We start from the raw sequence: 23,148 nt of genomic DNA on the forward strand, positions 1-23,148 counted from the left end.
ACCATGGGACCTTCGCCCCCAACCCGCGGCTCGGCCGCGGTGCCCGTGGCTGGAGGGCACCGCGGCCGAGGCGCGGGGGGTGGGGGAGACAGGCCGGCGGCTAGCCTCCGCCGACCATCGTGAAGTAGCTCGAACTTCCCTGGCCGGCCACTCCGGAATTGGTGCCCAGAACGACCCGCCCGGCGGGCATCTCCTTCTTCAGGACGATGAACGAGGTGTCAGTGGTCCTGACGGTCGTCCCCGTCTCGGTGAACCCCATCTCGTTCAGCCAGCCGGGCCACCACGTGCCCTTTCCGCGGGCGTCGAACGCGACGTGGACGGTCGCCGGCCTCTTCAGGTCGAACACCAGATAATCGGCGGGCGAGGTCATCTTGGAATCGTTGTTGGCGCCGCGGATCAGCTCCGTTCCCTCCAAAGCCGCGGGAAGCTCGCTGATCACGTAGTTGCGGTCGACATGCGTCGGGGCGCCCTTCTCCGCGCGGACCAGCGCGTGCAGCTTGTCCGGCTTCACCACGCCGACGAACTCGCCGGGGATCTGCGCCACGCTCGTCTCGACGCCCAGCCTGCGGTTGCCCAGGCTCTTGACGTCCTGCGCCCGTTCGCCGCCGACGGCCTCGAACGGGAACGAGCCGTTGGGACGGTCGACACGTTCGAGCAGGTAGGACCTGCTGCCCTGGACCGCGAGCTCGATGACGCCGGCGTCGGTCGGCCCGGCGACCGGCGCGCCCCGTCCGGCGGCGCCGTCCACGACCCGCACCTGCTGCCCGGGCCAGGGGTTCGCGATCTTGAGGCGGTCGTCGCCCGCCGCCTGGATCCCGACGGCCACGGGCTCACCGCCCCGGACCTGCGTGCTGACCCGGTGTCCGCCCTGGACCTGCACGGACCCGGAGACCTCCCAGTCCCGCGGCCAGGCCGCCGCGACCCGCACCGTGCCCTGGTACGACTGCACCAGCGACTCCTGGAGGGCGGACCCCACTATCGCGCCCCAGCCGTTGTAGTAGTTGCTCTCCCGGATCGGGTCGGCGTTCTTCCCGTGCGCGGTGAACCCGTTCGGGAAGATCTGGAAGTCCTTGGTGCCCTGGACGAGCAGGCGCTTCATCTCCTCGCCCTGGCCGAGCCGGGCCGCGAGCAGCGCGTCCTCCGACCACTCCCGGGTCTGCACGTAGACGCGGTTGCGGAACGTGGACTGCATGAGCTCGGACTCCGCGCCGTACAGGCCCCAGGGGAACAGCGGCTCGGTGTCGGGGTTCTGCGTGTTGCGTCCCTGCTCGTCGGTGCCCGACCAGGCGATCACCTGCTCGCCGTTGCGGGTGACCTTACGGAAGTCCGGGATCTTCGGGAGGGCCGCGCGCAGGTCCGCGGCCAGCTTCGCGTCGCCCTTCGGGCCCGCCAGGTCGGCGATGATCGGGAAGATCACGCGCATGGCGGCGAGGTCAGTGGCGGGGTCGGAGGTGTCCCACTGCGTCTCCATCGCGTTCACGTTGTGCAGGTGCAGCTTCCCGTCGTCCCCCTCCTTGAGGATCGACAGGTAGAACCGGGCCACGTCCTTCATGAGCGGATAGGACTCATCCAGGATGGAACGTTCCCTCGTGTACCGGTACTGGAGCCACAGGTTGTAGACGACCTCGGGGCCGGTCGTGACGATCCGGTTCAGCCAGTCGGGCGGCCTCTTGCTGTCGCAGGCCTCGGCGGTGCCGTCGTACCGCAGGTACTCGGCCACGCAGACGCCCTCGGACCCCTCCCAGTGGGTGCGCGTCCACTCCCGCATCTCCTCCAGCCGGTCGAGGTACAACCGGAAGTACGGGACGTTGAACTCCTCGGTGTCCGCGCCGAAGTTGGTGTAGACGGGCTGGCGCAGGTTGAAGTGCCACCAGTGGTCGGCCGACCAGTGCACCGCGTCCCGCCACGGCGAGAACATGTTGATCACGCCGCCGTGGCTGCTGGGCACCGCCGAGCGCATCGTGGCGGCGGTCATGTAGAGCTGCTGCGCGCGGAGCGTCTCCATGTACTCGCCGGAACCGTCCGGCGAGGTGATCCGCATCGGCGCCGCCGACCTCCAGAACCGCTCCCACCAGTTCCGGTGGGCCCGGTCGATCCCCTCCCCGAGCGCGCCGGAGACCGCCCGGTCCGCCGCCGCGCCGAGGTCGCCGCCCGTGTAGGCGGGGACCCCGGCCACGACGCGGAAGCTCCCGTCCGCCCGGGGCTTGAAGCTCAGCCGCACCGTGCGGTCGTCGACGACCTTCGCGGTGACGTCCCGGCCGGCCGCGGTCAGCGCCGCCACCGCCCCGGTCGTCCCTCCCGACTTCGCGTCCTTGAACGTCTCGGCGAGCGCCGCGACGCCCCGCCCGGCGTACGTGACGGGGGAGCGCCCCTCCCACAGCCGCAGGTCGGCGGTCTGCGTGACGTCCGGGTCGGCGCCGGTGACCTCCAGGACGAACTGGTCCCGGTCGGCGCGCATGTAGCTGCGGGCGGACATGCCGCCGCCGCTCTGCGCCAGTTCGGCCTCGTGCAGCCGCAGCCGTCCCTGGTAGTCGGGCGCCCGCAGCAGCGGGAAGAGCCCCGGAACCACCAGTCGCCCGGCGGACTTCAGGTTGGGAAAGGTGTCGGCGCGATTGAGCTGCGCGCTGAAACCGTCCTCGCCCCAGACCGCCGCGCCCAGCGTTCCGTTGCCGACCGGCATGCTCTGGTACGCCTGCCATGACGGCTTTTTCAGGACCAGATCCGAGCGGGACACGACACCCGCCGTGTCCACCTGGAGGGCCCCGTTCCGCCATGCCGTCGTATTCGCGGAATCGGTGGGTTCCGCCTGTGCGGGCGCACTCGTGAGCGTTCCGATGAGCGCGGCCGAGGCGACCATTGCGAGCGCGGTCCTGCGACCGCGTCTCACGGTTTCCGTCCTCTCATTGCGAACCTTCCGAGATCTAGTCAATCGATTGACTAAATTTTCCCATGGCACCCGAAAATCCGGCAACAGCCGCACCCCTCGCCCCGTCCGCCGCACCCGGCACCAGCGACGTGACCCCGATCACATTCATGCAGGTCAGGCCGCTGATCAAAAAGGCCGTCCGGAGATATGTGATCTAGATCACATGACTCTCTATCGCGGGACGGCCACTCTCCGCTGATCGCTCATTCGCTCATGGCTCTGGCGGGGCGGCCGGTTTGCAGAGGAAGGGCAGGTCCAGGGGCGGTGACCCGGCGAACGGTTCCTTCGGGTCCGGCGCCTCCCGTTGCAGGATGTGACCGAGTCGGAGACCGGTCACCTGAGCCCCGTTCGCGACCTCCAGGCGGTGTCGCGGTGCCCATGGAGGGCGGGAGGGTGCCTCTGGTGCGGTGTGCCACATCGACTGGGCCCGTCCATGGACGGCCTCACTCTGACGATGCGCAGAGGCTATTTTTGAGATTATCAGGTGGGCCGGGGTGGTGATGGTCGACCGGCCCCGCCGGACTGACCTTGCAAAATCGGAATCACCTGATCAGTTCACCTTATTTGTAGAAGTGAAAATCTTCGATGCTCGCTTGCTTGGCATAAATATTGAGGGGGGAATTCCCCACCCGCGAGAGCGCGCCGAGTCTGAATAGACTTCATCTCATCGCGGCCCGATCGCTCAAGGAACTGCTTGGCCCGGGACCGGGCGCGTTCACGGCGCCGGCCGCCTCGGGCAACCGACCGGCGGCGTGAACGGGCCGTTCCGGTTCAGGCTTCACCGGGCGCAGGACGTGTGGGGCATGGCGCCTGTCCCCTGGCTCACGTGGTCCTGAACTCGCCAGCCCTGCCCTTGACGTCCGAGGTGGCTAAGGGAGACTGGCCTGGTGATGGTCAAGACACTGCGCCCTCGCGACTACAACGAGGCGCTGCACGTGGGGCACTTCTTCCGTAACAAGCGTGTCCCGGTCGTGATGGACCTGACGGCGCTGTCCGACGACGTGGCGAGGCAGTTCGTGGACTTCGCCGCCGGGCTCGTCTTCGGGCGGGGCGGTGACTTCGACCGCCTGAGCCCCAAGGTGTTCCTCCTCGTCCCGGCCGGGCTCACCAAGCCCACCATCGTCCCGGAGGAGACGGGAGGGCCCGATCCCGAGACGAGCCCGTTGCCACACGACTGGTGACGGCCCCGACCAAGCTGGGCACACGTTGACTTGCGGCGAGTTGTCCTCTCGGAGCGCCCTGAGACAGCAACTCGCCGCAAGTCAACGTGACGGACGATGCGCGCCCGGCCCGGAGAACGCCCCTGGGCGCTGCGCCGGACGCAGAGAAACCCCCGACGCTCCAGCGTCGAGGGTTTCGTGGGGGTCAGAGAGACTTCAGCGTGGCCGTCAGGTGAATCCACTGATCACGTGACAGGCTCAGCCGGGGGCCGTCCGGATCCTTGCTGTCTCGAACGCCGACTGCGACCGTGAGGTCTGCGACCTCGACGCAGTTACCGCCGTCCCCACTTCGCTTGCTCTTGCGCCACGCGACGTGGGCATTGGGTTGGGTCATCCGGCACCCTCCTATCCGGTAGTCGGCTCATCGTAGATCGTTGGCAGCCTCCAGCATGAGTGCCCGGGACTCGTCCGGGTCGAGCGCCTTCGCAGTGAGGTGCCGATGCATGAGGTCGTAGCGCTTTACCTGGTGTTCCTCCTCCAGGTACAGGGCACCGGCCGAGTTCTCCAAGTACGCCACGTCATGGTCGTAGGACTCCGGGAACTCCAGAACGGTGAATGGGCTGGCCATGGCGGGATGTGCGCCCGCGCGGAACGGTAGGACCTGCACAGTCACATGGGGAAGGGCCGCGAAGTCTGCTATGTGGCGCACTTGCTCACGCATGATGTCCGGGCCGCCGACAGGGCGTCGGATCACAGCCTCATTGATCACTGCCCAGAACATGAGCGGGTCGTCGCCGGTCAGACGTTCTTGTCTCGCTGTCCGAACCTCGATCTTGCGCTCGATCTCCTCCGCGTCGCCCGCGGCGGGCGCGGCGTGCAGGAAGGCTCGGTAGTACTCGGCCGTCTGAAGCAGCCCCGGAACAAGCTCGCTCTCGTACGCCCGTGCGGATGCCGCTTCCGTTTCGAGTCCTACGAACACTTGAAACCATGTGGGGACGGCGGTGCCGTAAGCGTGCCACCATCCGCGCTCGCGGGCCTGGCGTGCCAGTGTGAGCAGTACGTCGCGACGTTCGGGCGCCACATCGTAGATGTCGAGTAGCCGATTGAGATCACTCGGGCGGATCCGGCGCTCACCGTTCTCCCATCGTGAAAGCGCGGAGGAACTGAAGTCTCCAAGCGAACGCTGGACGACTTGGTCGATGGTCCACCCCCGTTCATCGCGTAGCCGCCTCAACTCATGCGTGAGCCGACGGGCGCGCACAGTCGGGCTTGATCGGTCAGACATGCACATACCTCACATTCTGGGGAATCCCCAATGGGGACTTGCCAACAACAATATGACGTAGCACTCTGGTGCTCCACAGGATGCCAGGCCCCGAACGCAGGGCGCTGGCCATCCCCCGTTATCAGGCCAACGGGAGTGATCACGATGGTTCAAGCGGTAGAGGTGGCCTCACGGCAAAAGCCCGATTCCACCCTCATCCCATATCTCGCGACTTCTGCACCATGTCCCACCCCCGGTCCGCTGGATCTACTCGCCGACCGCCTCAGGCGGCACGCCGATGTGGGAATCCGGCCGGCCGTCGATCCGTCCGGCGAACGCTGCCTCAAGATCACGGCATGGGGACTCGACGCACCTGTGTACGTGATCGTCCGCACGCCCCGGAACAAGGGGGCGCGGGCGCGGCGTAAAGCGGCGCAACGGCGCCGCCCTTTCAGTCCCACCTGGTTCTATCTGGTGGTCCCGCAGACGTCCGACAGTCCGCCGCATCGGTGGCCTATCGGTCCCGCCTCCAACCCCAAGCAGACCGCGCGGCGGGTCATCCGAGGGCTGCGGACGGCGCGACGCCGCCTCAAGAAGGAAAGGCGCCAACGGTCGAGGGTTCGGCGCGGGTACATGTGGTGACCGCGTCCATGAGCCACGACCGCATCGAGCTGGGGGTGTTCACGTTCGCCCAGGACCGGGGCGCCGTCCCCGGTGCCCGCCGGTGGGTGATGGACCGGCTGGCCAACAGGGACGGGCAGATGCTCACGGCCGATGCCATGGACAACGTTGAGCTGTGCGCCGGTGAGGTCATCGCGAACGCGGTCGTTCACGGCGGGGACGGCAAGATCACCGTGACCCTGTACGTCCTCGGCACGCCCGCAGTGCGTGTCGAGGTCCGCGACACCGGTAGCCAGGAGGGGCGCACACCGGTCCAGCGGGACGTACCTCTCACCGCCACCAACGGGCGGGGACTCGGCATAGTCGGCGCGCTCGCGTCCCGCTGGGGTCGGCACATCGAACCGGCGACCGGCCACACGGTCGTGTGGTTCGAGGTCGACGGCCCGCCCGATCCTCCCGGCGCGCGTTAGCGGGGAGCGCGGCTGGCGACGGCCACTTGCCCCGGACCGAGCCGGGGACGCGTTGACTTGCGGCGAGTTGTCGTCATGGAGCGCTCTGAGACAGCAACTCGCCGCAGTCAACGTGACGGACGACGCGTTCGGCCCGGCGAGCGGTTCTGGTTGCGGCACCAGGCGTGCGAAGGGGTGCGCCCGGTGGCGCACCCCCTTCCGTGGGTTTCAGTGCGATGTGGTGGAGATGGCCTCTACCAGCTCGCCGACCTTGTCCTCGGGCAGCTTGGCCGCGAGGTCGGCCTGGCTGATGATGCCGACGAGCCGCTCGTTGTCCAGTACGGGCAGCCGGCGGATCTTGTGCTCGACCATGTTGTGGAGTACCTCGTCGACGTCGGTGTTCGGCTCGACGAACCACACCGGGGTCTCGCCGATGAGCTCCGAGGCCTTCACCTGGGACGGGTTCTTGTCCTTGGCGATGGTCTTCACCACGATGTCGCGGTCGGTGATGATCCCGCGGAGCCGGTCGTCGTCCCCGCAGACGGGCATGGCGCCCACGTCCAGCTCGGCCATCCGCTTGGCGGCCGTGACGAGGGTGTCGTCGAGCCCCAGGCATTCGACTCCGGCATGCATGACTTCGCGTGCGGTTGTCATAGATAATCCCCCTTTGTCTGCTTCCTTCTCGGTGCGCTCGGGCACGAAACGTGCCCGCCCGGCGCCTATTCGCCTTCGCCGGAGGGAGGACGCGGCTCCGCCACCGAGGAGTCCCGCTCGTGAAGGCCCGCCTTCATGCGTCCCAGCTCCTCGTCCACCGCGGCGCCGGTGATGGCCTCGTCCAGGCGGGCGTGGAGATCGGGCGGGACGGGTTCCTGCTCCACGTCCAGCAGCGCCTCGCGCAGCGCGCCCGATTCGAGCAGCTCGTCGAGGGCGTCGGCGCGGACGCGGTGGTGGGCCGACCTGTCCTGGGCGCGCCGGGCGGCGGCACCGGCACCGGTCATGTCTCCGGAGAGCCCCGCCACCATCTCGTCCACATAGGACTCGGCCTCGGCGAGCGTGTACCGGGCCTTGAGGGACTCCTTGCGGTGGCCGAACTCCTCGATCTTCCCCTGAAGGCGTTGCGACGCGGCGGTGAGCCGGTCCTCCTCCGCGCGGAGGGTGGATTGGCGTTCGGCGAGCGCGTCCGCCTGGTCGAGCAGCCTCGTACGCTCGGCCAGCGCCTCGCGGGCGAGTTCCGGGTGGCCCGCCGCGAGCACCTTCTCCGCCTTGTCCTGCAGGTGGTGCGCGGAGGTCCGCAGTTCCTCCTGCCACTGCTCGGTACGCTCCCGGGCCGTCGCGACGTCCACCAGGCCGCGGCGGACGTCGGCGAGCAGGTTGCGCTGGAGGGTGTACGAGTAGTCCAGCAGCTCGCGCGGGTCCTCGGCGCGGTCCAGCGCCGCGTTGGCCTTGGCCGTGAAGATCTCGGCCATCCGATCGGCGATGCCCATCCGGTCCCACCTCCTCGCCCGGCGTCCATCGCGAGGGTCCGACTCCACCCTTCCCCGGCACCGGCGGGGTATCCAGGGGCGAAGGTCCTCACACCGTGGCCGGCGCCGGGAGCCACGGACGGTGCGAGGGACCATCGGCCCTACCCGCCGGGGAACGGCGGACCCACGATGACCAGGAAGGGCATCGGGCATCCGGCGGAGGGGGCGGGACGCATGAGCGAACCCATCGTGGTCGGCGTGGACGGATCGCCGGAGGCCCTCTACGCCGTCGACTGGGCCGCCGCCGAGGCCGGGAGGCGGCGGCTGCCCCTGCGGATCGTGCACATCGCGGCCCGCTGGGAGTACCACGTCCGGGCGGACGCCGAACCGGGCCTGGGGGCGCCCCGGCCGGAGGCCGCCGGGCTGCGGGTCCTGGAGGCCGCCGAGGAACGGGCCGGCGCGTTCGCCTCCGTCGAGGTCGGCACCCGGCTCGGCGTCGGGCACATCCCGCGGACGCTCCTGGAGGAGGCGGCCGACGCCGCCCTGCTCGTCCTCGGCACCCACGGAACCGGCGGGCTCACCCGGCTGCTGCTCGGCTCGGTGAGCCGCCAGGCCACCGAGCACGCCCGGTGCCCGGTCGTCATCGTCCCCCCGGACACCGGCCCCCGGAACCCGGAGGTCGTGATCGGGATCGACGGCTCCGAGTCCTCCGCCGACGCCGTGGGCTTCGCGCTGGAGGAGGCGGCGCTGCGCGACGTCGCCCTGCACGCCGTCCACGCCTGGTCCCATCCCGAGTCCCCGCCGGGCATCCGTCCCGCCGTCTACGACAAGGCGGAGGCCGAACGGGAGGGGGCGAGGCTGCTCTCGGAGGCCCTGGCCGGATGGTCCGACCGGGAGCCCGGCGTACCGGTGACGCAGCAGGTGGTCGAGGGCGGGCCGGTCCCGGTGCTGATCGAGGCGTCGCGCACCGCGGAACTCCTGGTCGTCGGGGCCAGGGGACGCGGCGGGTTCCCCGGGCTGCACCTGGGATCGACCAGCCACACCGTCCTCCACCAGGCGAAGGGGCCCGTGGCCGTCGTACGGGCGCGGCCCGCGCGAACGCCCCCCGGATGAGGACCATCGTCCCTGGCCGGGCAGGCCGTGCCGGGCGGACGCTGGAAGCGAGGGGAGGGATCCATGATGTTCCTTGACCGTACCGACGCGGGGCGCCGGCTGGGGGAGCGGCTGCGGCGCCTGCGCGGCGAGGACGTGGTCGTGGTCGGCCTTCCGCGCGGCGGCGTCCCGGTGGCCTTCGAGGTGGCCCGGGCGATGGGCGCGCCGCTGGACGTCATCGTGGTCCGCAAGCTCGGCGTGCCGTGGCAGCCGGAACTGGGGATGGGCGCCATCGGCGAGGGCGGCGCCCGCGAGATCAACGAGGAGATCGTCAGGCTGGCGCGCGTCTCCGCCGAGGAACTCGCCGCCGTGGAGGAACGCGAGCACACCGAGCTGGAACGCCGCGCCCGGCGCTTCCGCGGTGACCGGCCCCGGGTGCCGCTGCGCGGCCGGACGGTCATCGTGGTCGACGACGGCATCGCCACCGGATCGACGGCGCGCGCGGCGTGCCAGGTCGCCCGCGCCCAGGGGGCGGCGCGCGTGGTGCTCGCCGTGCCGGTGGCGCCCCCCGACTGGACCGCCAGGCTGGGAGGGGACGCCGACGAGCTCGTCTGCCTGGACACGCCGGAGCTGTTCGCCTCGATCGGCCAGTTCTACGGCGACTTCACCCAGACCTCCGACGAGGAGGTCCTGGCCCTCCTGCGGCAGGCCGGCCCCGAGCCGTCCGGCGTACCCGGGTCCGGTGAGCGGGCGAGGGCGGAGGAGGTGGAGGTGCGCGCCGGCCCGATGCGGCTGGCCGGGCACCTCACCGTCCCCGGGGACGCCCGCGGGGTCGTCATGTTCGCCCACGGCAGCGGCAGCAGCCGGCACAGCCCCCGCAACCGGTACGTCGCGGCGGAGCTGAACCGGGCCGGGCTCGCGACGTTCCTGTTCGACCTGCTCACCCCGGAGGAGGAGTACGACCGCGGCAAGGTCTTCGACATCGGCCTGCTGGCCCGGCGCCTGGTCGAGGTCACCGGCTGGGTGCGGGAGCGGCCGGAGGTGCGGGGGCTGCGCGTCGGGTACTTCGGTGCCAGCACCGGCGCCGCCGCGGCCCTGCGGGCCGCGGCCGACCTGCCCGGCGACGTCGCCGCCGTCGTCTCCCGCGGCGGGCGGCCCGACCTGGCCGCGCCCCGCCTGGAGGAGGTGACCGCGCCGACCCTGCTCATCGTGGGCGGCCGGGACGACGCGGTGCTCTACCTCAACCGCGAGGCGCAGGCGCGGCTGCACTGCGAGCACGACCTCGCGGTCGTCCCCGGCGCCACCCACCTGTTCGAGGAGCCCGGGGCGCTGGAAGCGGTCGCCGCGCTCGCCCGTGACTGGTTCGTCGGCCACCTCGCCCCGGTCGCCGCGGGCTGAAGAGCACGGCGAGCCGAACGCCCCCGCCCGAGCGGTCCGGCCGGCGCGGCGCCCGAGCCGATCCCGGCGGCGCGGCGCCCGCCCGGTGACCGGGCGAACGCCGCGTCCGGCCGGTCAGACGCCCGCCGTACGGCGCCGCCGCGCCATGACCGCCACGCCCGCGCCCGCCGCGATCGCGGCGAGGCCCGTACCGGCCAGGTACGGGTTCGTCCCCGGCGAGGTGGCGCCCGCGCCGGCGGCGACCCCGCCGTCAGGGGGATAGATGACCCGGATCAGGCGAAGATGGGCGGCATCGACGAACCCGTGCCGGAGTTCCACCGGGACATCGCCGCGAAGCTCGGTCCATCCCCTCTTCTTGCAATCGGCCCGGACCTCCTTGCGGTACGGCAGCGTGCCGATGACCCGATAACGCAGCCCCGGCCCCGTATGCACCTTGAGCCCGTGCCTCGCGGTGACCCTGTATTCGCAAATGCCATAATCCCCTTCCTGGGCGTTCGCCGCCGGGACGGACCCCGCGCCGAACAGCGCGATACCGCCACCGACCAGCCCGGTCGCGGCGAAGGTCAGGCATTTCCGGTTCATAGTCCTCATTGTGCCCCTTTGTCGATCCGTGTCGCGGCACCTCACCGGTGAGCGATCATCGCCGATCGACCTACCCGCCTCGATGTCATCACATATCTCCGCATTCTTAAATGCGCGATACGGGATAAGGGGGCCCGTGCCGCCGCCCGGCAACAGGGCGGCCAAGACCGGACGGGGTCACCGCGCGCCGGACAGGTACCGCTCCTTCAGCAGGGCCTTGTGGATCTTGCCGACGGGGGTCAGCGGCACCTCGTCGGTCACGACGAACTGCCGGGGCACCTTGTAGTCGGCCAGCCGCTCGCGGCAGTACGCGGTCAGCTCCTCGGCGGTGGGCGGCTCGCCGCCCGGGGGCGGCACCACGTAGAACCGGCCGACCTCGCCGAGCACCTCGTCGGGCACGCCGATCCCGCCGACCATGGCGACCTTCGGATGGGTGGCCAGGATGTTCTCGATCTCCACCGGGTAGACGTTGAAGCCGCCCTGGATGTACATCTCCTTCTTGCGCCCGCGCAGCACCAGGTGCCCGTCCGGCTCCATCGCGACCATGTCCCCGGTGGCCAGCCAGCCGTCCGGGAGGAAGACCTCGGCGGTCTCCTCCGGCATGTCCCAGTAGCCCGCGGCCACGCACCCGCCGCGGACCTGGAGCTCACCGGTCTCGCCGGGCGGCAGCACGGCGCCGTCCGGCCCGGCCACCCGCGCCTCGAAGTCCCCGATCATCACGCCCAGCGTGCGGGAGACCGTCTCCGGGCCGTCGTCCGGCGCCGACAGCACGCACGCCCCCGAGGACTCCGACAGCCCGTACAGGCCGTACAGCGACGCCCCGGGGAAGCCGCGCCGGATCGCCTCGCCCAGCGCCGGCTCCACGTTGGACCCGCCCGCGGTGCAGATCCGCACCGACGACACGTCGCGGTCGGCGAAGTCCTTCTGGCCGAGCATCAGCACGTACATCGTCGGCACCGCGCCCAGGAAGGTCACCCGGTGGCGCTCGATCGCGCGCAGCGCCGCGTCCGGGCCGAACGCGGGCAGCAGCGCCACCGACCCGCCGCTGACCAGCGCGGCCATGACGGTGCAGGTGATGCCGCCGACATGGTTGAACGGCAGGTGCCCGAGCAGCACGTCGCCGTCGTGCATCGCGCAGTGCTCCGCCTGCGCCGACGCCGAGGCCAGGATGCCGCGATGGGTGATCATCGCGCCCTTGGGCCGCCCGGTCGTCCCCGACGTGTAAAGGATCATCAGCGGGTCCCCGGGGTCGACCGCCCCGCGCGCCGCCGCCAGCGCCGCCGGGTCGGCGGGCGCCGCGGCCAGCTCGTCGAACGAGGTGCTGCCCGGGAAGCCCGTCCCGAAGAACACGTAGTCGCTCACGCCCGGGAGTTCCGGCCGGAACCCCTCGAAGAACGCCGCGAAGTCGAAGTCCGGGACGGCGTCCACGCAGATGACCGCGCGGGCGCCGCTCTGGCCGAGCATGTAGGTCAGCTCGCGCTCCCGGTAGCGCACGTTCAGCGGGACGACGACGGCGCCGATCCGCGCCGCGCCGAAGAACGCGGCCAGCCACTGCGGCGTGTTCAGCCCCAGCAGCCCGATCCGGTCGCCGCGCCGGATGCCGCGCGCGAGCAGCCCGCCCGCGACCCGGTCGGCCATCTCGTCGAACCCGGTGAACGTGATGGTGTCATCGCCGTCGTACAGGAACGCCTTGTCCCGCGCCGTCGCGTCCTCAAGCGCCGCCCCGACCGTCATCGCCCGCATGTCGCCCTCTCTCCACGGATGCCAGTTAAACGATCAACGATCGGAGGCGCCCTGCCAAGACCTCGGGGCTCGCGGACCTCAGGGCTTGCGGCCGACGCCCGCGTAGAACCAGATCCGCTGGGCCTCCTCCATGTCCACCGGACGCTCGGGGCGCCACAGCGGGGCCCACACCAGGCCCGGGTCGACCAGGCCGAACTCGCCGAACAGCCCCGTCACCTGCTCCCGCGTACGCGGCGTGCCCGGCGCGGAGGTCTTCTTGTAGACCTCCACGACCTTGGCCACCACGTCCGGAACGCCGTCGGCCGAGGCATGGGTCAGCGCCAGGTGGCTGCCCGGCGCCAGCTCGCCGCGCAGCTCGGCCATGATCCCGGCCGGGTCGTTCTCGTCGGGGACGAAGTGCAGCGTCGCCACCAGGAGCAACCCCACCGGCCTGCTGAAGTCCAGGGCGTCCCGGACCTCGGGGTGATCGAGGATCTCCCGCGGGCGGCGCAGGTCGGCCTGGATCATCCGGGTCCCCGCGGAACGCGCGAGCAGCGCCCGCCCGTGCGCGACCACCTGCCCGTCGTAGTCGACGTAGACGACCCGGGCGTCGGGATTCACCGAGTGCGCGATCTGGTGCACGTTCTGCTGGGTGGGCAGGCCGGTGCCGATGTCGAGGAACTGGTCGATGCCCCGCGCGGCCATGTACCGCACCGCCCGCCCGAGGAACGCCCGGTTCTCCTTGATCAGGGTCACCAGCGTGGGATCGGCGGCGATCGCCTCCTCGGCGCGGGCGCGGTCGGCCTCGTAGTGGTCCTTCCCGCCGAGGTAGTAGTCGTACATCCGAGCGATGTTCGACACGTACGGGTCGAATCCACCCGGCCGAGGGCGCTCGTCGGCCACCAGCTTCTCCTCACCGGCCGCCCGTACCCGGTTCCCCATCCGACGGCCGCGCCGTTCCTTCGTGGTCGCGGATCCCGGATGGTCCCGCGACGAGGGAGGTCCCTGGCGGCTCGGCCAGGAGACTCCGATCTTGTTTCTACCGCGCCGCCGACGATTTGTCGCGTTCAATGCCGAACCGCCACCGGTGCCTCCGCGCGAGAGCCGGCGAATCTAATAGACAGCCACGTCTGTTCGGCAACATAATCGTCGTCGTGACTGAGGGAGACGACGTCGGCGGCACTCGCCCGGGGCGCCTGGTGGGTGGCCGGTACCGCCTGCTGGAACCGCTCGGGTCGGGCGGATTCGGGCAGGTGTGGGAGGCGCGCGACGAGGCGCTGGGCGTGACCGTGGCCGTCAAGGGGATCTGGCTGCCACCGGGGTCGGAGGCCGAGCGAGGCCAGCGCCTGGCCCGCGCCGAACGCGAGGCGCGCAACGCCGCCCGCCTGCGCGACCACCCCAACATCGTGACCGTGCACGACGTCGTCATCGAGGACGGCGTCCCCTGGATCGTGATGCGGCGCGTCCCCGGCCGTTCACTGGAGCAGCGCCTCCGGGAGGACGGCCCGCTGCCGGTGGAGGAGGCCGCCGCGGTGGCGGCCGGCCTGCTGAACGCGCTCGGCGCCGCGCACGCCGCCGGCATCCTGCACCGGGACGTCAAACCGGCCAACGTGATGCTGACCGGCAACGGCGACGTCCTGCTCACCGACTTCGGCATCGCGGTGCACCAGGCCGACACCGCCATCACCGCGACCGGTCTGATCATCGGGTCCGCCGAGTACCTCGCCCCCGAACGCGCCGACGGCGCCGACGGAAACACCGCGAGCGACCTGTTCTCCCTGGGGGTGACGCTGTACCACGCCGTGGAGGGCCTCTCACCGTTCCGCCGCGACACCCCGAGCGGGACGCTGCGGGCCGTCATGATGCACCAGCCCCCGCCACCGCAGCGCGCGGGCAGGCTCGGCCCCCTCATCACCGCCCTCATGCACAAGGACCCCGCGGCGCGGCCGACCGTACCCCAGGCCCTGCACATGATCGGCGCACCCCCGTCCCTCACCCGTACGCTGCCGCCCCCCGTCCGCCCCAAGCGCGTCGCGCTCATCGCCGCCGGCTGCGCCCTCGCCCTGGCCGTGGCCGGAGCGGGCGCGGTGGCGCTGGTGGCCGCGTCCGGGGACGACAAGGAGCCAGACGGCCCCGCTGCCTCCACGCCGGCCGCGGCGGGGACGAGCACCACACCCACACCCGTCCCGACCGACGCCAACGGCATCCCCGACCCGTGCCAGACGCCCGACGACGGCACCAAGCGCGACTTCAAACTGTGGGCGGGCCAGGCTCAGGGAACCGGCGAACCGGGAACAGGCAAGCCCTGGGTGAGGCTCTGCCGGTGGTCGCCGCCGGGCTGGGGTTCCGCCAATCTCATGCTCACGTACGGGTCCCTGGACATCGGAGTACAGGGGGCCGGAAAGCCCGAACCGGTGACGATCGCCGGCCTGCCGCCGTCCGCCCAGACCACCCGGAGTGCGAAGAACTGCCTCATCCAGTGGCCGGCGTCCTTCGGGAACGTAGGGGTGAGCGTCTACAATCCGAACCCAGGCGAGATGGATATCTGCGGCAAGGCAGGCGAGTTCGCCCAGAAAGTAGCCCCCCGAATCCCGAAGTAGCCGTCCAGGGAGAAGTGCCGGCCGTTCAGCCGCTGGCCGGATGGTTGGTGCACCCGGTCCCGCACTACCACCACAAGTAGTCGTAGCGCTCCGGCGCAGGGCTGACGTGGACCTGCCCATCCCGTACGCGCCACTCGAACGCCCCGTCTTCTTCGCTGAAACCGTGGAAGAGCCCGCTCACATGGTCGCCGTCCTCGTTGGCGGGCCGAGCGGCGACCTCGCGGATCTGCCCGAGCAGCTCGTTCTCCTCGCCCCGCCGGACGTCACGTACACAGAAGGCGACGTTGGACCAGACCGCCCGCACGAAGGTCCACCCCTCGCCCCCAAGGACGCGTTCCGCCTCGGCCTCCTGCCCGTGGAACTCCAGCCAGCCACGTACGTGGACCCAGATCGCCATGACCCGAGAATGCCCGATCGGCGGTGCCGCGGCCTCACTCGTGCGGCACGAGATCACTCACAGCGGGCCCCGCACGCTGACCGCCGCGTTCGGCGTCGGCATTGCAACTGCCCGTCGCTGCGTCACCGAGGTCATCGACCTGCTGGCCCGACGCAAGGGGTAGTCAGCGGGCAAGGCGGTCAATCAGGTCACTGATGAGGTTCAGGGTGTCTGCGTGATTCAGGGCAGCAGTGCCAAGACCATCGAATTGTTGTTCATGCCAGTTACTATCCGAAGGCTTGTCAAGATAGAGGCCGGAGTTTGAATGCTCGAGAAAAACGACATCTGAGAGCGAATTCTCTTCGAAATAAGTGGGAATCCGGTCCTGGAGCTGGACGAGGGGGAGCGGGCTGAACGGACAGGGGGCAATGACGATCTGATGCAGCGCGCTGAGCCGGTAGCCGGTCCAGAGGTGGCCAAGAATGCCCACCGGGTTCTCCCGACAGGAGATAAGGCAACTGCATGGGGCGGCGCAGATCCCTTCTCGAGCGCGATCGGCTTTCGTGCGGGATGATGCGGTGGTGAGCGGATCTTCTGAGCTGGTGACCCAACTCCTCAAGGTCGCGATCGCCTACACGCGGTTCTTCGAGGAGTGTGATGACTCGGTGCTCGATGACGACACGGCGTTGAAGCAGATGGAGTACGCCGCGTACTTGCTGCACCAGTTGTCGGACGTGGGCAAACGTAGGTTGGTCGACGAGCTGGCGGCGCTGGTCGCTGCTGAGGCGGATCCCGCGGAACGGGAGTCCGTGCAGGGGTTCGCTTTCGGGATGGGCCTGGTGGAGTCCGAGGACGGATAAGACGGCCCGCCGAGAGGGGACCGGCGCCCACGCCGCCCTTGATCTCAAAGAGCTTGTTCGGCAGCGAGTGGACACTCTGGCTCTGGCGGCGGGGTTGGCCTAAGGCGCAACGGGTGTCGGGTCTGTTCGGGAACGTGTGCGGGCCCGAAGGAACCAATGGGCGGCGACCAAGGGGATGACGCCGACGGGGTACCAGGCAACATCAATGAGGTCGAACTGGGCGCCTAGCAGCTGGCGCGCGAGCCAGCTGCGTTGGGAGAGTGCCGCGGGTATGGGGGTGAGCTGCGCGTACTCGATGAACCAGCAGTATGCGATCGCGGCGCTACCGGCGGGCAGCGGGGAGATCGGTGGCCATATGAAGATCACTATCGTGTAGACGATGGCCGCGGACAAGGCGGCGCCCGAGTACTGTTCGATGGGCCCGTCCATCGTGGCGCGGATTGCGTAGGCCGCGCCGATAAAGCTGGCTGCCGATACCACCATGAGCAGCCGAGTCCAGCGCACTGCGAGCGACATCGCGCAATCATAAGTGGCAGCGCAGCAAGGATGGGCCTGGTCTTTGGAGTGCCCCCTGCAGGATTCGAACCTGCGCACACGGCTCCGGAGGCCGTTGCTCTATCCCCTGAGCTAAGGGGGCCCTGCGCCCTGGTCGTTCGGCGCGAGAAGAAGGCTACCAGGGTTGGGGAGCCTGCGCGTACCTGGACGGTTCGCCGTGCGCGGTAGGGCGGAGTCCACTAACTTCGTGGCCGTGAGCGAGCCACTGGGACGCGTGCTGGTCGTCGACGACGACGAGGTGATCCGCCAGCTCATCCAGGTGAACCTGAGCCTGGAGGGGTTCGACGTGGCGACCGCGGTGGACGGGCAGGACTGCCTGGACAAGGTGCGGGACGTGCGGCCGGACGTGATCACGCTGGACGTGATGATGCCGCGGCTGGACGGGTGGGTGACCGCGGCGCGGCTCCGGGAGGACGAGGAGACGCGGCCGATCAAGGTCGTGATGATCACCGCGCGGGCGCAGGAGCACGATGTGCGGCGGGGGTACGAGATCGGCGTGGACGCCTACGTCACCAAGCCGTTCGATCCCAATCACCTCATACAGACGGTGCGGAAGCTGGCGGCGGCGTCCACATAGTGGTCGGATAGTCTCACCAGAGTGACTCCAGCCGAGGTGAGCGCTGCCCTCATGGGCGTGGTGCGGGACGCGGGGGGAAGCGTCCCCGACGTGGCGCTCCGGTGTGTGGGGCCGGGTGTTTACGGCAGTCCCGTGGCCTTGCGGGCCGGCGTCGAGGCCGGGGTGCTGGCGGGGGCTTTGCGGGCGCGGCCCGGGATCGGGCGGGTGGACGTCGACGGGGGGTTCCTCCGGATCGCGGTGGCGTGCCCGGGTGAGCTGGCGGCCGACATCGTGGCGGAGGGGGAGCGGTACGGGTGCGGCGAGGTGCGCCCGTTCTCGTGGCCCGACCGGCCGAGGACGTTCGACAATCCGGGGTTCAGGGTGCGGTACGCGTATGCCCGGGCGGCGGCCGTGGGGAGACGGGCGCGGGACGTGGGGGTACGGCCGGGGCGGCCCGACGGGCTGGAGCGCCGGGAAGAGCTGGCGTTGCTGGCCTTGTTGGGGGAGTTGCCAGGACGGGCCCGCCAGGGGGCGCTGCCCAGGTATCTGGTGCGCCTGGCGGACGGTTTCCATGACGTTTACGAGCGGTGTCCCGCGCTGCCCCAGGGTGGGGAGAAACCCGGGGCGGTGCACGCGGCCAGGGTCACGCTGGCGGAGGCCGCGCGCGTCGCCCTGAGCAATGGACTGAAGTTGATCGGTGAGACCCCTAGAGAGCGACTATGAGCCGAGTACACCCGGCCGGACCCCGGCACGCCGACGTCCTGCCCGAAGATCACCCGATGCCCCCGGCGGCGGATCTCAACGCCCTCGACCCGATGATCTGGCCCCGTGGCGCCAAGCGCGAGGACGGGGTGGTGAGCATCGGCGGCATCGACGTGCGCGACCTGGCCAAGGAGTACGGCACGCCGCTCTTCGTCTATGACGAGGAGGACGTCAGGTCCCGGGCCCGGGAGTACGTCGCCGCCTTCCACGACGGCAGCGTGCACTACGCGGGCAAGGCGTTCCTCTGCACGGCCGTCGCGCGCTGGCTCGACGAGGAGGGGCTCGGCCTCGACGTCTGCAGCGGGGGCGAGCTGGCCGTCGCGCTGGCCGCGGGCTTCCCGACCGAGCGCATCACGATGCACGGGAGCAACAAGTCGGTCGCGGAACTGGAGCGGGCCCTGGAGGTCGGCGTCGGCCGCATCGTGCTCGACTCGTTCCAGGAGATCGCCCGGCTGGGCTACCTGGCGCAGGAGAAGGGGCTGCGGCCGAAGGTGATGGTGCGCGTCACGACCGGTGTCGAGGCGCACACGCACGAGTTCATCGCCACGGCGCACGACGACCAGAAGTTCGGGTTCTCGCGGACGTCGGGGGCCGCGCTGGAGGCCGTACGGCGGGTCCTGGAGCTCAGGCAGATGGAGCTCGTGGGGCTGCACTCGCACATCGGGTCGCAGATCTTCGACGTGGACGGGTTCGAGGTGGCCGCCCACCGGCTGGCCGAGCTGCTGGTCGCCATCCGCGACGAGCACGGGATCGAACTGCCCGAACTCGACCTGGGCGGCGGGTACGGGATCGCCTACCTGCCGGGGGACGAGCCGCACGACCCCAAGGCCCTGGCGGACGGGCTGCGGGCCATCGTGAGCCGGGAGTGCCGGGCCTACGGGCTGTCCATGCCCCGGCTGACCGTGGAGCCGGGCCGCGCGATCATCGGTCCGGGCGGCGTCACCCTGTACGAGGTCGGCACGGTCAAGGACGTCGAGGGCCTGCGCGCGTACGTGTCGGTCGACGGCGGGATGAGCGACAACCTCCGTACCGCCCTGTACGGCGCCGAGTACACCTGCGTGCTCGCGAGCCGGGCGTCCGACACCGGACCGATGCTCAGCAGACTTGTCGGGAAGCACTGCGAAAGCGGCGATATCGTCGTGCGAGACCTGTGGCTGCCCGAAGATCTTGCGGCGGGTGACCTGGTGGCGGTCGCCGCGACGGGTGCGTACTGTCGATCGATGGCCAGTAACTACAACTACGTGCCCAAGCCCGCGGTGGTGGCGGTGCGGAACGGCGCCTCGCGGGTCATCGTCCGGCGGGAGACCCACGATGACCTGTTGCGGCTGGATGCGGAGGTTGGAGCGTGAAACCCGAACGGGGCCCGGTGCGGGTGGCGCTGCTGGGGTGCGGTGTCGTCGGCTCGGAGGTCGTACGGCTGCTGAACGGGCAGGCCGCCGATCTGGCCGCCCGCGTGGGCGCCCCGCTGGAGCTGGCGGGCATCGCGGTGCGGCGGCCCGACCGGGTGCGGCCGGGCGTCGACCCGGCGCTGGTGACCACCGACGCGCAGGCCCTGGTCACGCGGGACGACGTCGACCTGGTGGTCGAGGTGATCGGCGGGATCGAGCCGGCCCGGTCGCTGCTGCTGGAGGCGATGAAGACCGGCAAGTCGGTCATCACCGCCAACAAGGCGCTGCTCGCCGAGGATGGGGTGACGCTGTTCGCCGCGGCCCGCGAGTACGGCGCCGACCTTTACTACGAGGCGTCGGTGGCCGGGGCGATCCCGCTGCTGCGCCCGCTGCGCGAGTCGCTCGTCGGCGACCACGTGCACCGGGTGCTCGGGATCGTCAACGGCACCACCAACTACATCCTCGACCAGATGGACACCCACGGCGCCGGCTTCAACGACGCGCTGGAGGAGGCCCAGGCCCTCGGGTACGCGGAGGCCGACCCCACCGCGGACGTGGAGGGGTTCGACGCGGCGGCCAAGGCGGCGATCCTGGCGCAGCTGGCGTTCCACACCCCGGTGACCGCCGCCGACGTGCACCGGGAGGGGATCACCGAGGTCACCGCCGCGGACGTGGCCGGGGCCAAGGAGATGGACAGCGTGGTCAAGCTGCTGGCCATCTGCGAGCGCGTCCCGGCCGAGGACGGCCGCAACGGCGGGCGCGGCGTGTCCGTCCGGGTGTACCCGGCGATGATCCCGCGGTCGCACCCGCTGGCCAGCGTGCGCGAGGCGTACAACGCGGTGTTCGTCGAGGCCGAGTCGGCGGGCCCGCTGATGTTCTACGGGGCGGGCGCGGGCGGCGCCCCGACCGCCTCGGCGATCCTCGGCGACCTGGTCGCGGTGGCCCGCAACCTGGTCGGCGGGAGCCGGGGCCCGGTCGAGGTGACCTACGCCGAGCTGCCCGTCCTGCCGATGGGGGAGACGATCACCCGGTACTACGTCCAGCTCGACGTGGCCGACCGTTCCGGGGTGCTGGCCGCGGTCGCCGAGGAGTTCGCGCGGCAGGAGGTGTCGATCCAGGCCGTGCGGCAGGAGGGCCTGGGCGAGGACGCCCAGCTGGTCGTGGTGACGCACCGGGCGCCGGACGCGGCGCTGTCGGCGACCGTGGAGCGGCTGCGCAAGCTCGACATCGTGCGCGAGGTGGCGAGCGTCATGCGGGTCGAGGGCGAGGAGACGCCCTGACCCGGGCCCACCCCCGCGGGGCCTAGAATTTTCGCAACACCGCAGGTCATCTGAGGAGATCGACGTGAACGCGACCGCCCGCGCCTGGCGCGGCCTCATCGAGGAGTACCGCGACCGCCTTCCGGTGACGGACGGGACCCCGGTCGTCACCCTGCTGGAGGGCGGTACGCCGCTGGTGCCCGCGCACCGGGTGTCGCAGCTCACCGGCTGCGAGGTGTTCCTCAAGGTCGAGGGCGCCAACCCGACCGGGTCGTTCAAGGACCGCGGGATGACGATGGCGATCAGCAAGGCGGCCGAGGACGGCGCCAAGGCGGTCATCTGCGCCTCCACCGGCAACACCTCGGCCTCGGCCGCCGCGTACGCGGTGCGGGCCGGGATGACCTGCGCGGTGCTGGTGCCGCAGGGCAAGATCGCGATGGGCAAGCTGGCGCAGGCGCTGGTCCACGGCGCCCGGCTGCTCCAGGTCGACGGCAACTTCGACGACTGCCTGGAGCTGGCCCGCAAGCTGTCGGTGGACTACCCGGTGGCGCTGGTCAACTCGGTCAACAAGTACCGGCTCCAGGGGCAGAAGACGGCCGCGTTCGAGATCGTGGACGCGCTCGGCGACGCCCCGGACGTGCACTGCCTCCCGGTCGGCAACGCCGGCAACATCTCCGCCTACTGGATGGGCTACAAGGAGTACGCCGCCGACCACGTCTCCACGAAGACCCCGCGCATGCTCGGCTTTCAGGCCAGCGGCGCGGCGCCGTTCGTCAAGGGCGAGCCGGTGCTCAAGCCGCAGACCATCGCCACCGCGATCCGGATCGGCAACCCCGCCTCCTGGGACCTGGCGATCGCCGCCCGCGACGAGTCGGGCGGCGCGATCGACTCGGTCACCGACCGCCAGATCCTGGCGGCCTACCGGCTGCTGGCGGCCGAGGAGGGCGTGTTCGTGGAGCCCGCCTCCGCGGCCTCGGTGGCCGGGCTGCTGCAGGCGGTCGAGCGCGGCGTGGTCGAGCCGGGCGCCCGGGTCGTCTGCACGGTGACCGGGAACGGTCTCAAGGACCCCGACTGGGCGATCTCCGGGGCGCCCGCCCCGACCACGGTCAAGGTCGACGCGCACGCCGCCGCGTCCGCCCTGGGCCTCACGTGACCGCGGACCGGGACTGGGCGGAGGTCGCCGCCGGGCCGCCGGTCACGGTGCGCGCCCCGGCCACCAGCGCCAACCTCGGCCCCGGCTTCGACTCGCTCGGGCTGGCCCTGACGCTGTACGACGACGTCGAGGTCGCGGTGACCTCCGGCGGGCTCGCCATCGAGGTGGACGGCGAGGGCGCCGAGGTCGCCGGCCGCGGCGAGCGGCATCTCATCGTGCAGGTGCTGCGCCGGGCGTTCGGCCTGCTGGACGAGCTGGCCGGGACCGATCTCGGCCAGCCGCCCGGGCTGCGGCTGCGCTGCGCCAACCGCATCCCGCACAGCCGCGGGCTGGGGTCCTCCTCCGCCGCGATCGTGGCGGGCATCGTCGCCGCCCGGCACCTGCATCCCGCCGGCGCGGCGCTGGACGACGCCGCGGCGCTGCGGCTGGCCACCGAGATCGAGGGCCATCCCGACAACGTCGCGCCCTGCCTGGCCGGCGGGCTGACCATCGCCTGGACGGGCGGGACGGGCCCGCGTTCGGTACGGCTGGAGCCGAGGATCGGCCAGGTCACGGCGTTCGTCCCGGAACGTCGCCTGGCCACCGAGCAGGCCCGGGGGCTGCTGCCCGGCACCGTCCCGCACGGCGACGCCGCCGCCAACGCGGGCCGCGCCGCGCTGCTCATCGCCGCGCTCGCGGAGGGCCTCGGGACGGACGTGCTGCTGGACGCGACCGAGGACCGGCTGCACCAGGACTACCGCGCGCCGGCGATGCCGGAGTCGGCGGAACTGGTCGCGCGCCTCCGCGGGAAGGGCGTCCCGGCGGTCATCTCCGGGGCCGGCCCGACGGTCCTGGTCTTCACAAGCTCCGCGCGAGTTGATTCGATGAGCGCGGAAGTGGGTAATGGCTGGCACATACACCCGTTGAACGTCGCCCCCCACGGCGCCCGCGTTCAGCATGACCGTTCCGGTGCCCGGCCCTGA

General features: G+C 70.9%; 23 protein-coding genes and 1 tRNA gene. 12 read left to right on the forward strand and 12 right to left on the reverse strand.

Annotated elements, in window-relative coordinates:
• Positions 1–100 precede the first annotated feature (100 nt).
• On the reverse strand, positions 101–2,734 hold the full coding sequence (locus IW256_RS05045; protein WP_197009836.1) for a glycosyl hydrolase family 95 catalytic domain-containing protein: 2,634 nt from the start codon (positions 2,732–2,734) through the stop codon (positions 101–103).
• 1,082 nt (positions 2,735–3,816) lie between these two features.
• On the opposite strand from IW256_RS05045, the gene IW256_RS05050 reads away from it, so the two are divergent.
• The gene (locus IW256_RS05050; RefSeq protein ID WP_231404329.1) at positions 3,817–4,107 is read left to right on the forward strand and encodes a cell division protein SepF; all 291 of its coding nucleotides are present in this window, start codon (positions 3,817–3,819) and stop codon (positions 4,105–4,107) included.
• A 184-nt stretch (positions 4,108–4,291) separates the two neighbouring features.
• Here the strand turns inward: IW256_RS05050 and IW256_RS05055 are convergent, their stop codons facing one another.
• The gene (locus IW256_RS05055) at positions 4,292–4,480 is read right to left on the reverse strand and encodes a DUF397 domain-containing protein (RefSeq protein WP_197009838.1); all 189 of its coding nucleotides are present in this window, start codon (positions 4,478–4,480) and stop codon (positions 4,292–4,294) included.
• Between the two features lie 27 nt (positions 4,481–4,507).
• Positions 4,508–5,371, reverse strand: a complete 864-nt coding sequence (locus IW256_RS05060) for a helix-turn-helix domain-containing protein (protein WP_197009839.1) — start codon at positions 5,369–5,371, stop codon at positions 4,508–4,510.
• A 629-nt stretch (positions 5,372–6,000) separates the two neighbouring features.
• Between IW256_RS05060 and IW256_RS05065 the strand changes: the two genes are divergently transcribed.
• Entirely contained in the window at positions 6,001–6,441 is a 441-nt protein-coding gene (locus tag IW256_RS05065; protein WP_197009840.1) for an ATP-binding protein, read from the forward strand.
• 207 nt (positions 6,442–6,648) lie between these two features.
• Here the strand turns inward: IW256_RS05065 and IW256_RS05070 are convergent, their stop codons facing one another.
• Together IW256_RS05070 and IW256_RS05075 are read right to left on the reverse strand one after the other, a co-directional pair.
• Positions 6,649–7,074 carry a CBS domain-containing protein gene (locus IW256_RS05070; RefSeq protein WP_197009841.1) on the reverse strand — a complete coding sequence of 142 codons (426 nt, stop codon included), beginning with the start codon at positions 7,072–7,074 and terminating at the stop codon, positions 6,649–6,651.
• Between the two features lie 65 nt (positions 7,075–7,139).
• The gene (locus IW256_RS05075; RefSeq protein ID WP_197009842.1) at positions 7,140–7,904 is read right to left on the reverse strand and encodes a PspA/IM30 family protein; all 765 of its coding nucleotides are present in this window, start codon (positions 7,902–7,904) and stop codon (positions 7,140–7,142) included.
• A 213-nt stretch (positions 7,905–8,117) separates the two neighbouring features.
• On the opposite strand from IW256_RS05075, the gene IW256_RS05080 reads away from it, so the two are divergent.
• Both IW256_RS05080 and IW256_RS05085 read left to right on the forward strand, forming a co-directional pair.
• Positions 8,118–8,996 carry a universal stress protein gene (locus tag IW256_RS05080; protein WP_197009843.1) on the forward strand — a complete coding sequence of 293 codons (879 nt, stop codon included), beginning with the start codon at positions 8,118–8,120 and terminating at the stop codon, positions 8,994–8,996.
• Between the two features lie 63 nt (positions 8,997–9,059).
• Complete coding sequence (locus IW256_RS05085; protein ID WP_197009844.1) at positions 9,060–10,373, forward strand: phosphoribosyltransferase family protein; 1,314 nt, start codon at positions 9,060–9,062, stop codon at positions 10,371–10,373.
• A 114-nt stretch (positions 10,374–10,487) separates the two neighbouring features.
• Here IW256_RS05085 and IW256_RS05090 read toward each other — a convergent pair whose 3' ends face one another.
• From IW256_RS05090 to IW256_RS05100, 3 genes are all read right to left on the reverse strand, one after another.
• Positions 10,488–10,955 carry an SH3 domain-containing protein gene (locus IW256_RS05090; RefSeq protein WP_197009845.1) on the reverse strand — a complete coding sequence of 156 codons (468 nt, stop codon included), beginning with the start codon at positions 10,953–10,955 and terminating at the stop codon, positions 10,488–10,490.
• A 177-nt stretch (positions 10,956–11,132) separates the two neighbouring features.
• A complete protein-coding gene (locus IW256_RS05095; RefSeq protein ID WP_197009846.1) occupies positions 11,133–12,698 on the reverse strand; it encodes a class I adenylate-forming enzyme family protein in 1,566 nt (521 codons plus the stop codon).
• Positions 12,699–12,776: 78 nt separating this feature from the next.
• On the reverse strand, positions 12,777–13,580 hold the full coding sequence (locus IW256_RS05100; protein ID WP_307828738.1) for an SAM-dependent methyltransferase: 804 nt from the start codon (positions 13,578–13,580) through the stop codon (positions 12,777–12,779).
• 251 nt (positions 13,581–13,831) lie between these two features.
• Between IW256_RS05100 and IW256_RS05105 the strand changes: the two genes are divergently transcribed.
• Entirely contained in the window at positions 13,832–15,277 is a 1,446-nt protein-coding gene (locus IW256_RS05105; RefSeq protein WP_197009848.1) for a serine/threonine-protein kinase, read from the forward strand.
• Positions 15,278–15,341: 64 nt separating this feature from the next.
• On the opposite strand, the gene IW256_RS05110 is transcribed toward IW256_RS05105, so the two are convergent.
• The gene (locus IW256_RS05110) at positions 15,342–15,674 is read right to left on the reverse strand and encodes a hypothetical protein (RefSeq protein WP_197009849.1); all 333 of its coding nucleotides are present in this window, start codon (positions 15,672–15,674) and stop codon (positions 15,342–15,344) included.
• 163 nt (positions 15,675–15,837) lie between these two features.
• Positions 15,838–16,143: a Scr1 family TA system antitoxin-like transcriptional regulator gene (locus tag IW256_RS05115; protein WP_197009850.1), complete on the reverse strand. Its 306-nt coding sequence runs from the start codon at positions 16,141–16,143 to the stop codon at positions 15,838–15,840.
• Between the two features lie 91 nt (positions 16,144–16,234).
• Between IW256_RS05115 and IW256_RS05120 the strand changes: the two genes are divergently transcribed.
• Entirely contained in the window at positions 16,235–16,513 is a 279-nt protein-coding gene (locus IW256_RS05120; RefSeq protein WP_197009851.1) for a hypothetical protein, read from the forward strand.
• A 99-nt stretch (positions 16,514–16,612) separates the two neighbouring features.
• Here IW256_RS05120 and IW256_RS05125 read toward each other — a convergent pair whose 3' ends face one another.
• Both IW256_RS05125 and IW256_RS05130 read right to left on the reverse strand, forming a co-directional pair.
• Complete coding sequence (locus IW256_RS05125) at positions 16,613–17,029, reverse strand: ribosomal maturation YjgA family protein (RefSeq protein ID WP_197009852.1); 417 nt, start codon at positions 17,027–17,029, stop codon at positions 16,613–16,615.
• A 49-nt stretch (positions 17,030–17,078) separates the two neighbouring features.
• Positions 17,079–17,150, reverse strand: a tRNA-Arg gene (locus IW256_RS05130).
• Positions 17,151–17,282: 132 nt separating this feature from the next.
• Between IW256_RS05130 and IW256_RS05135 the strand changes: the two genes are divergently transcribed.
• The 6 genes from IW256_RS05135 (at position 17,283) to thrB (ending at position 23,148) form a co-directional block, all read left to right on the forward strand.
• The gene (locus IW256_RS05135) at positions 17,283–17,645 is read left to right on the forward strand and encodes a response regulator transcription factor (RefSeq protein ID WP_197016105.1); all 363 of its coding nucleotides are present in this window, start codon (positions 17,283–17,285) and stop codon (positions 17,643–17,645) included.
• A gap of 132 nt (positions 17,646–17,777) precedes the next feature.
• Positions 17,778–18,347, forward strand: a complete 570-nt coding sequence (locus IW256_RS05140; protein ID WP_197009853.1) for a DALR anticodon-binding domain-containing protein — start codon at positions 17,778–17,780, stop codon at positions 18,345–18,347.
• Positions 18,344–19,735 carry a diaminopimelate decarboxylase gene (gene lysA / locus IW256_RS05145; protein ID WP_197009854.1) on the forward strand — a complete coding sequence of 464 codons (1,392 nt, stop codon included), beginning with the start codon at positions 18,344–18,346 and terminating at the stop codon, positions 19,733–19,735. Before IW256_RS05140 ends, lysA begins: the two co-directional genes overlap by 4 nt.
• Before the next feature lie 23 nt (positions 19,736–19,758).
• On the forward strand, positions 19,759–21,054 hold the full coding sequence (locus tag IW256_RS05150) for a homoserine dehydrogenase (RefSeq protein WP_197016106.1): 1,296 nt from the start codon (positions 19,759–19,761) through the stop codon (positions 21,052–21,054).
• Positions 21,055–21,118: 64 nt separating this feature from the next.
• Complete coding sequence (gene thrC / locus IW256_RS05155; protein WP_197009855.1) at positions 21,119–22,186, forward strand: threonine synthase; 1,068 nt, start codon at positions 21,119–21,121, stop codon at positions 22,184–22,186.
• Entirely contained in the window at positions 22,183–23,148 is a 966-nt protein-coding gene (thrB, locus tag IW256_RS05160) for a homoserine kinase (RefSeq protein ID WP_197009856.1), read from the forward strand. The genes thrC and thrB overlap by 4 nt, the downstream gene beginning before the upstream one ends.

The organism is Actinomadura viridis, from assembly GCF_015751755.1.
In the GTDB taxonomy this organism is placed as follows: domain Bacteria; phylum Actinomycetota; class Actinomycetes; order Streptosporangiales; family Streptosporangiaceae; genus Spirillospora; species Spirillospora viridis.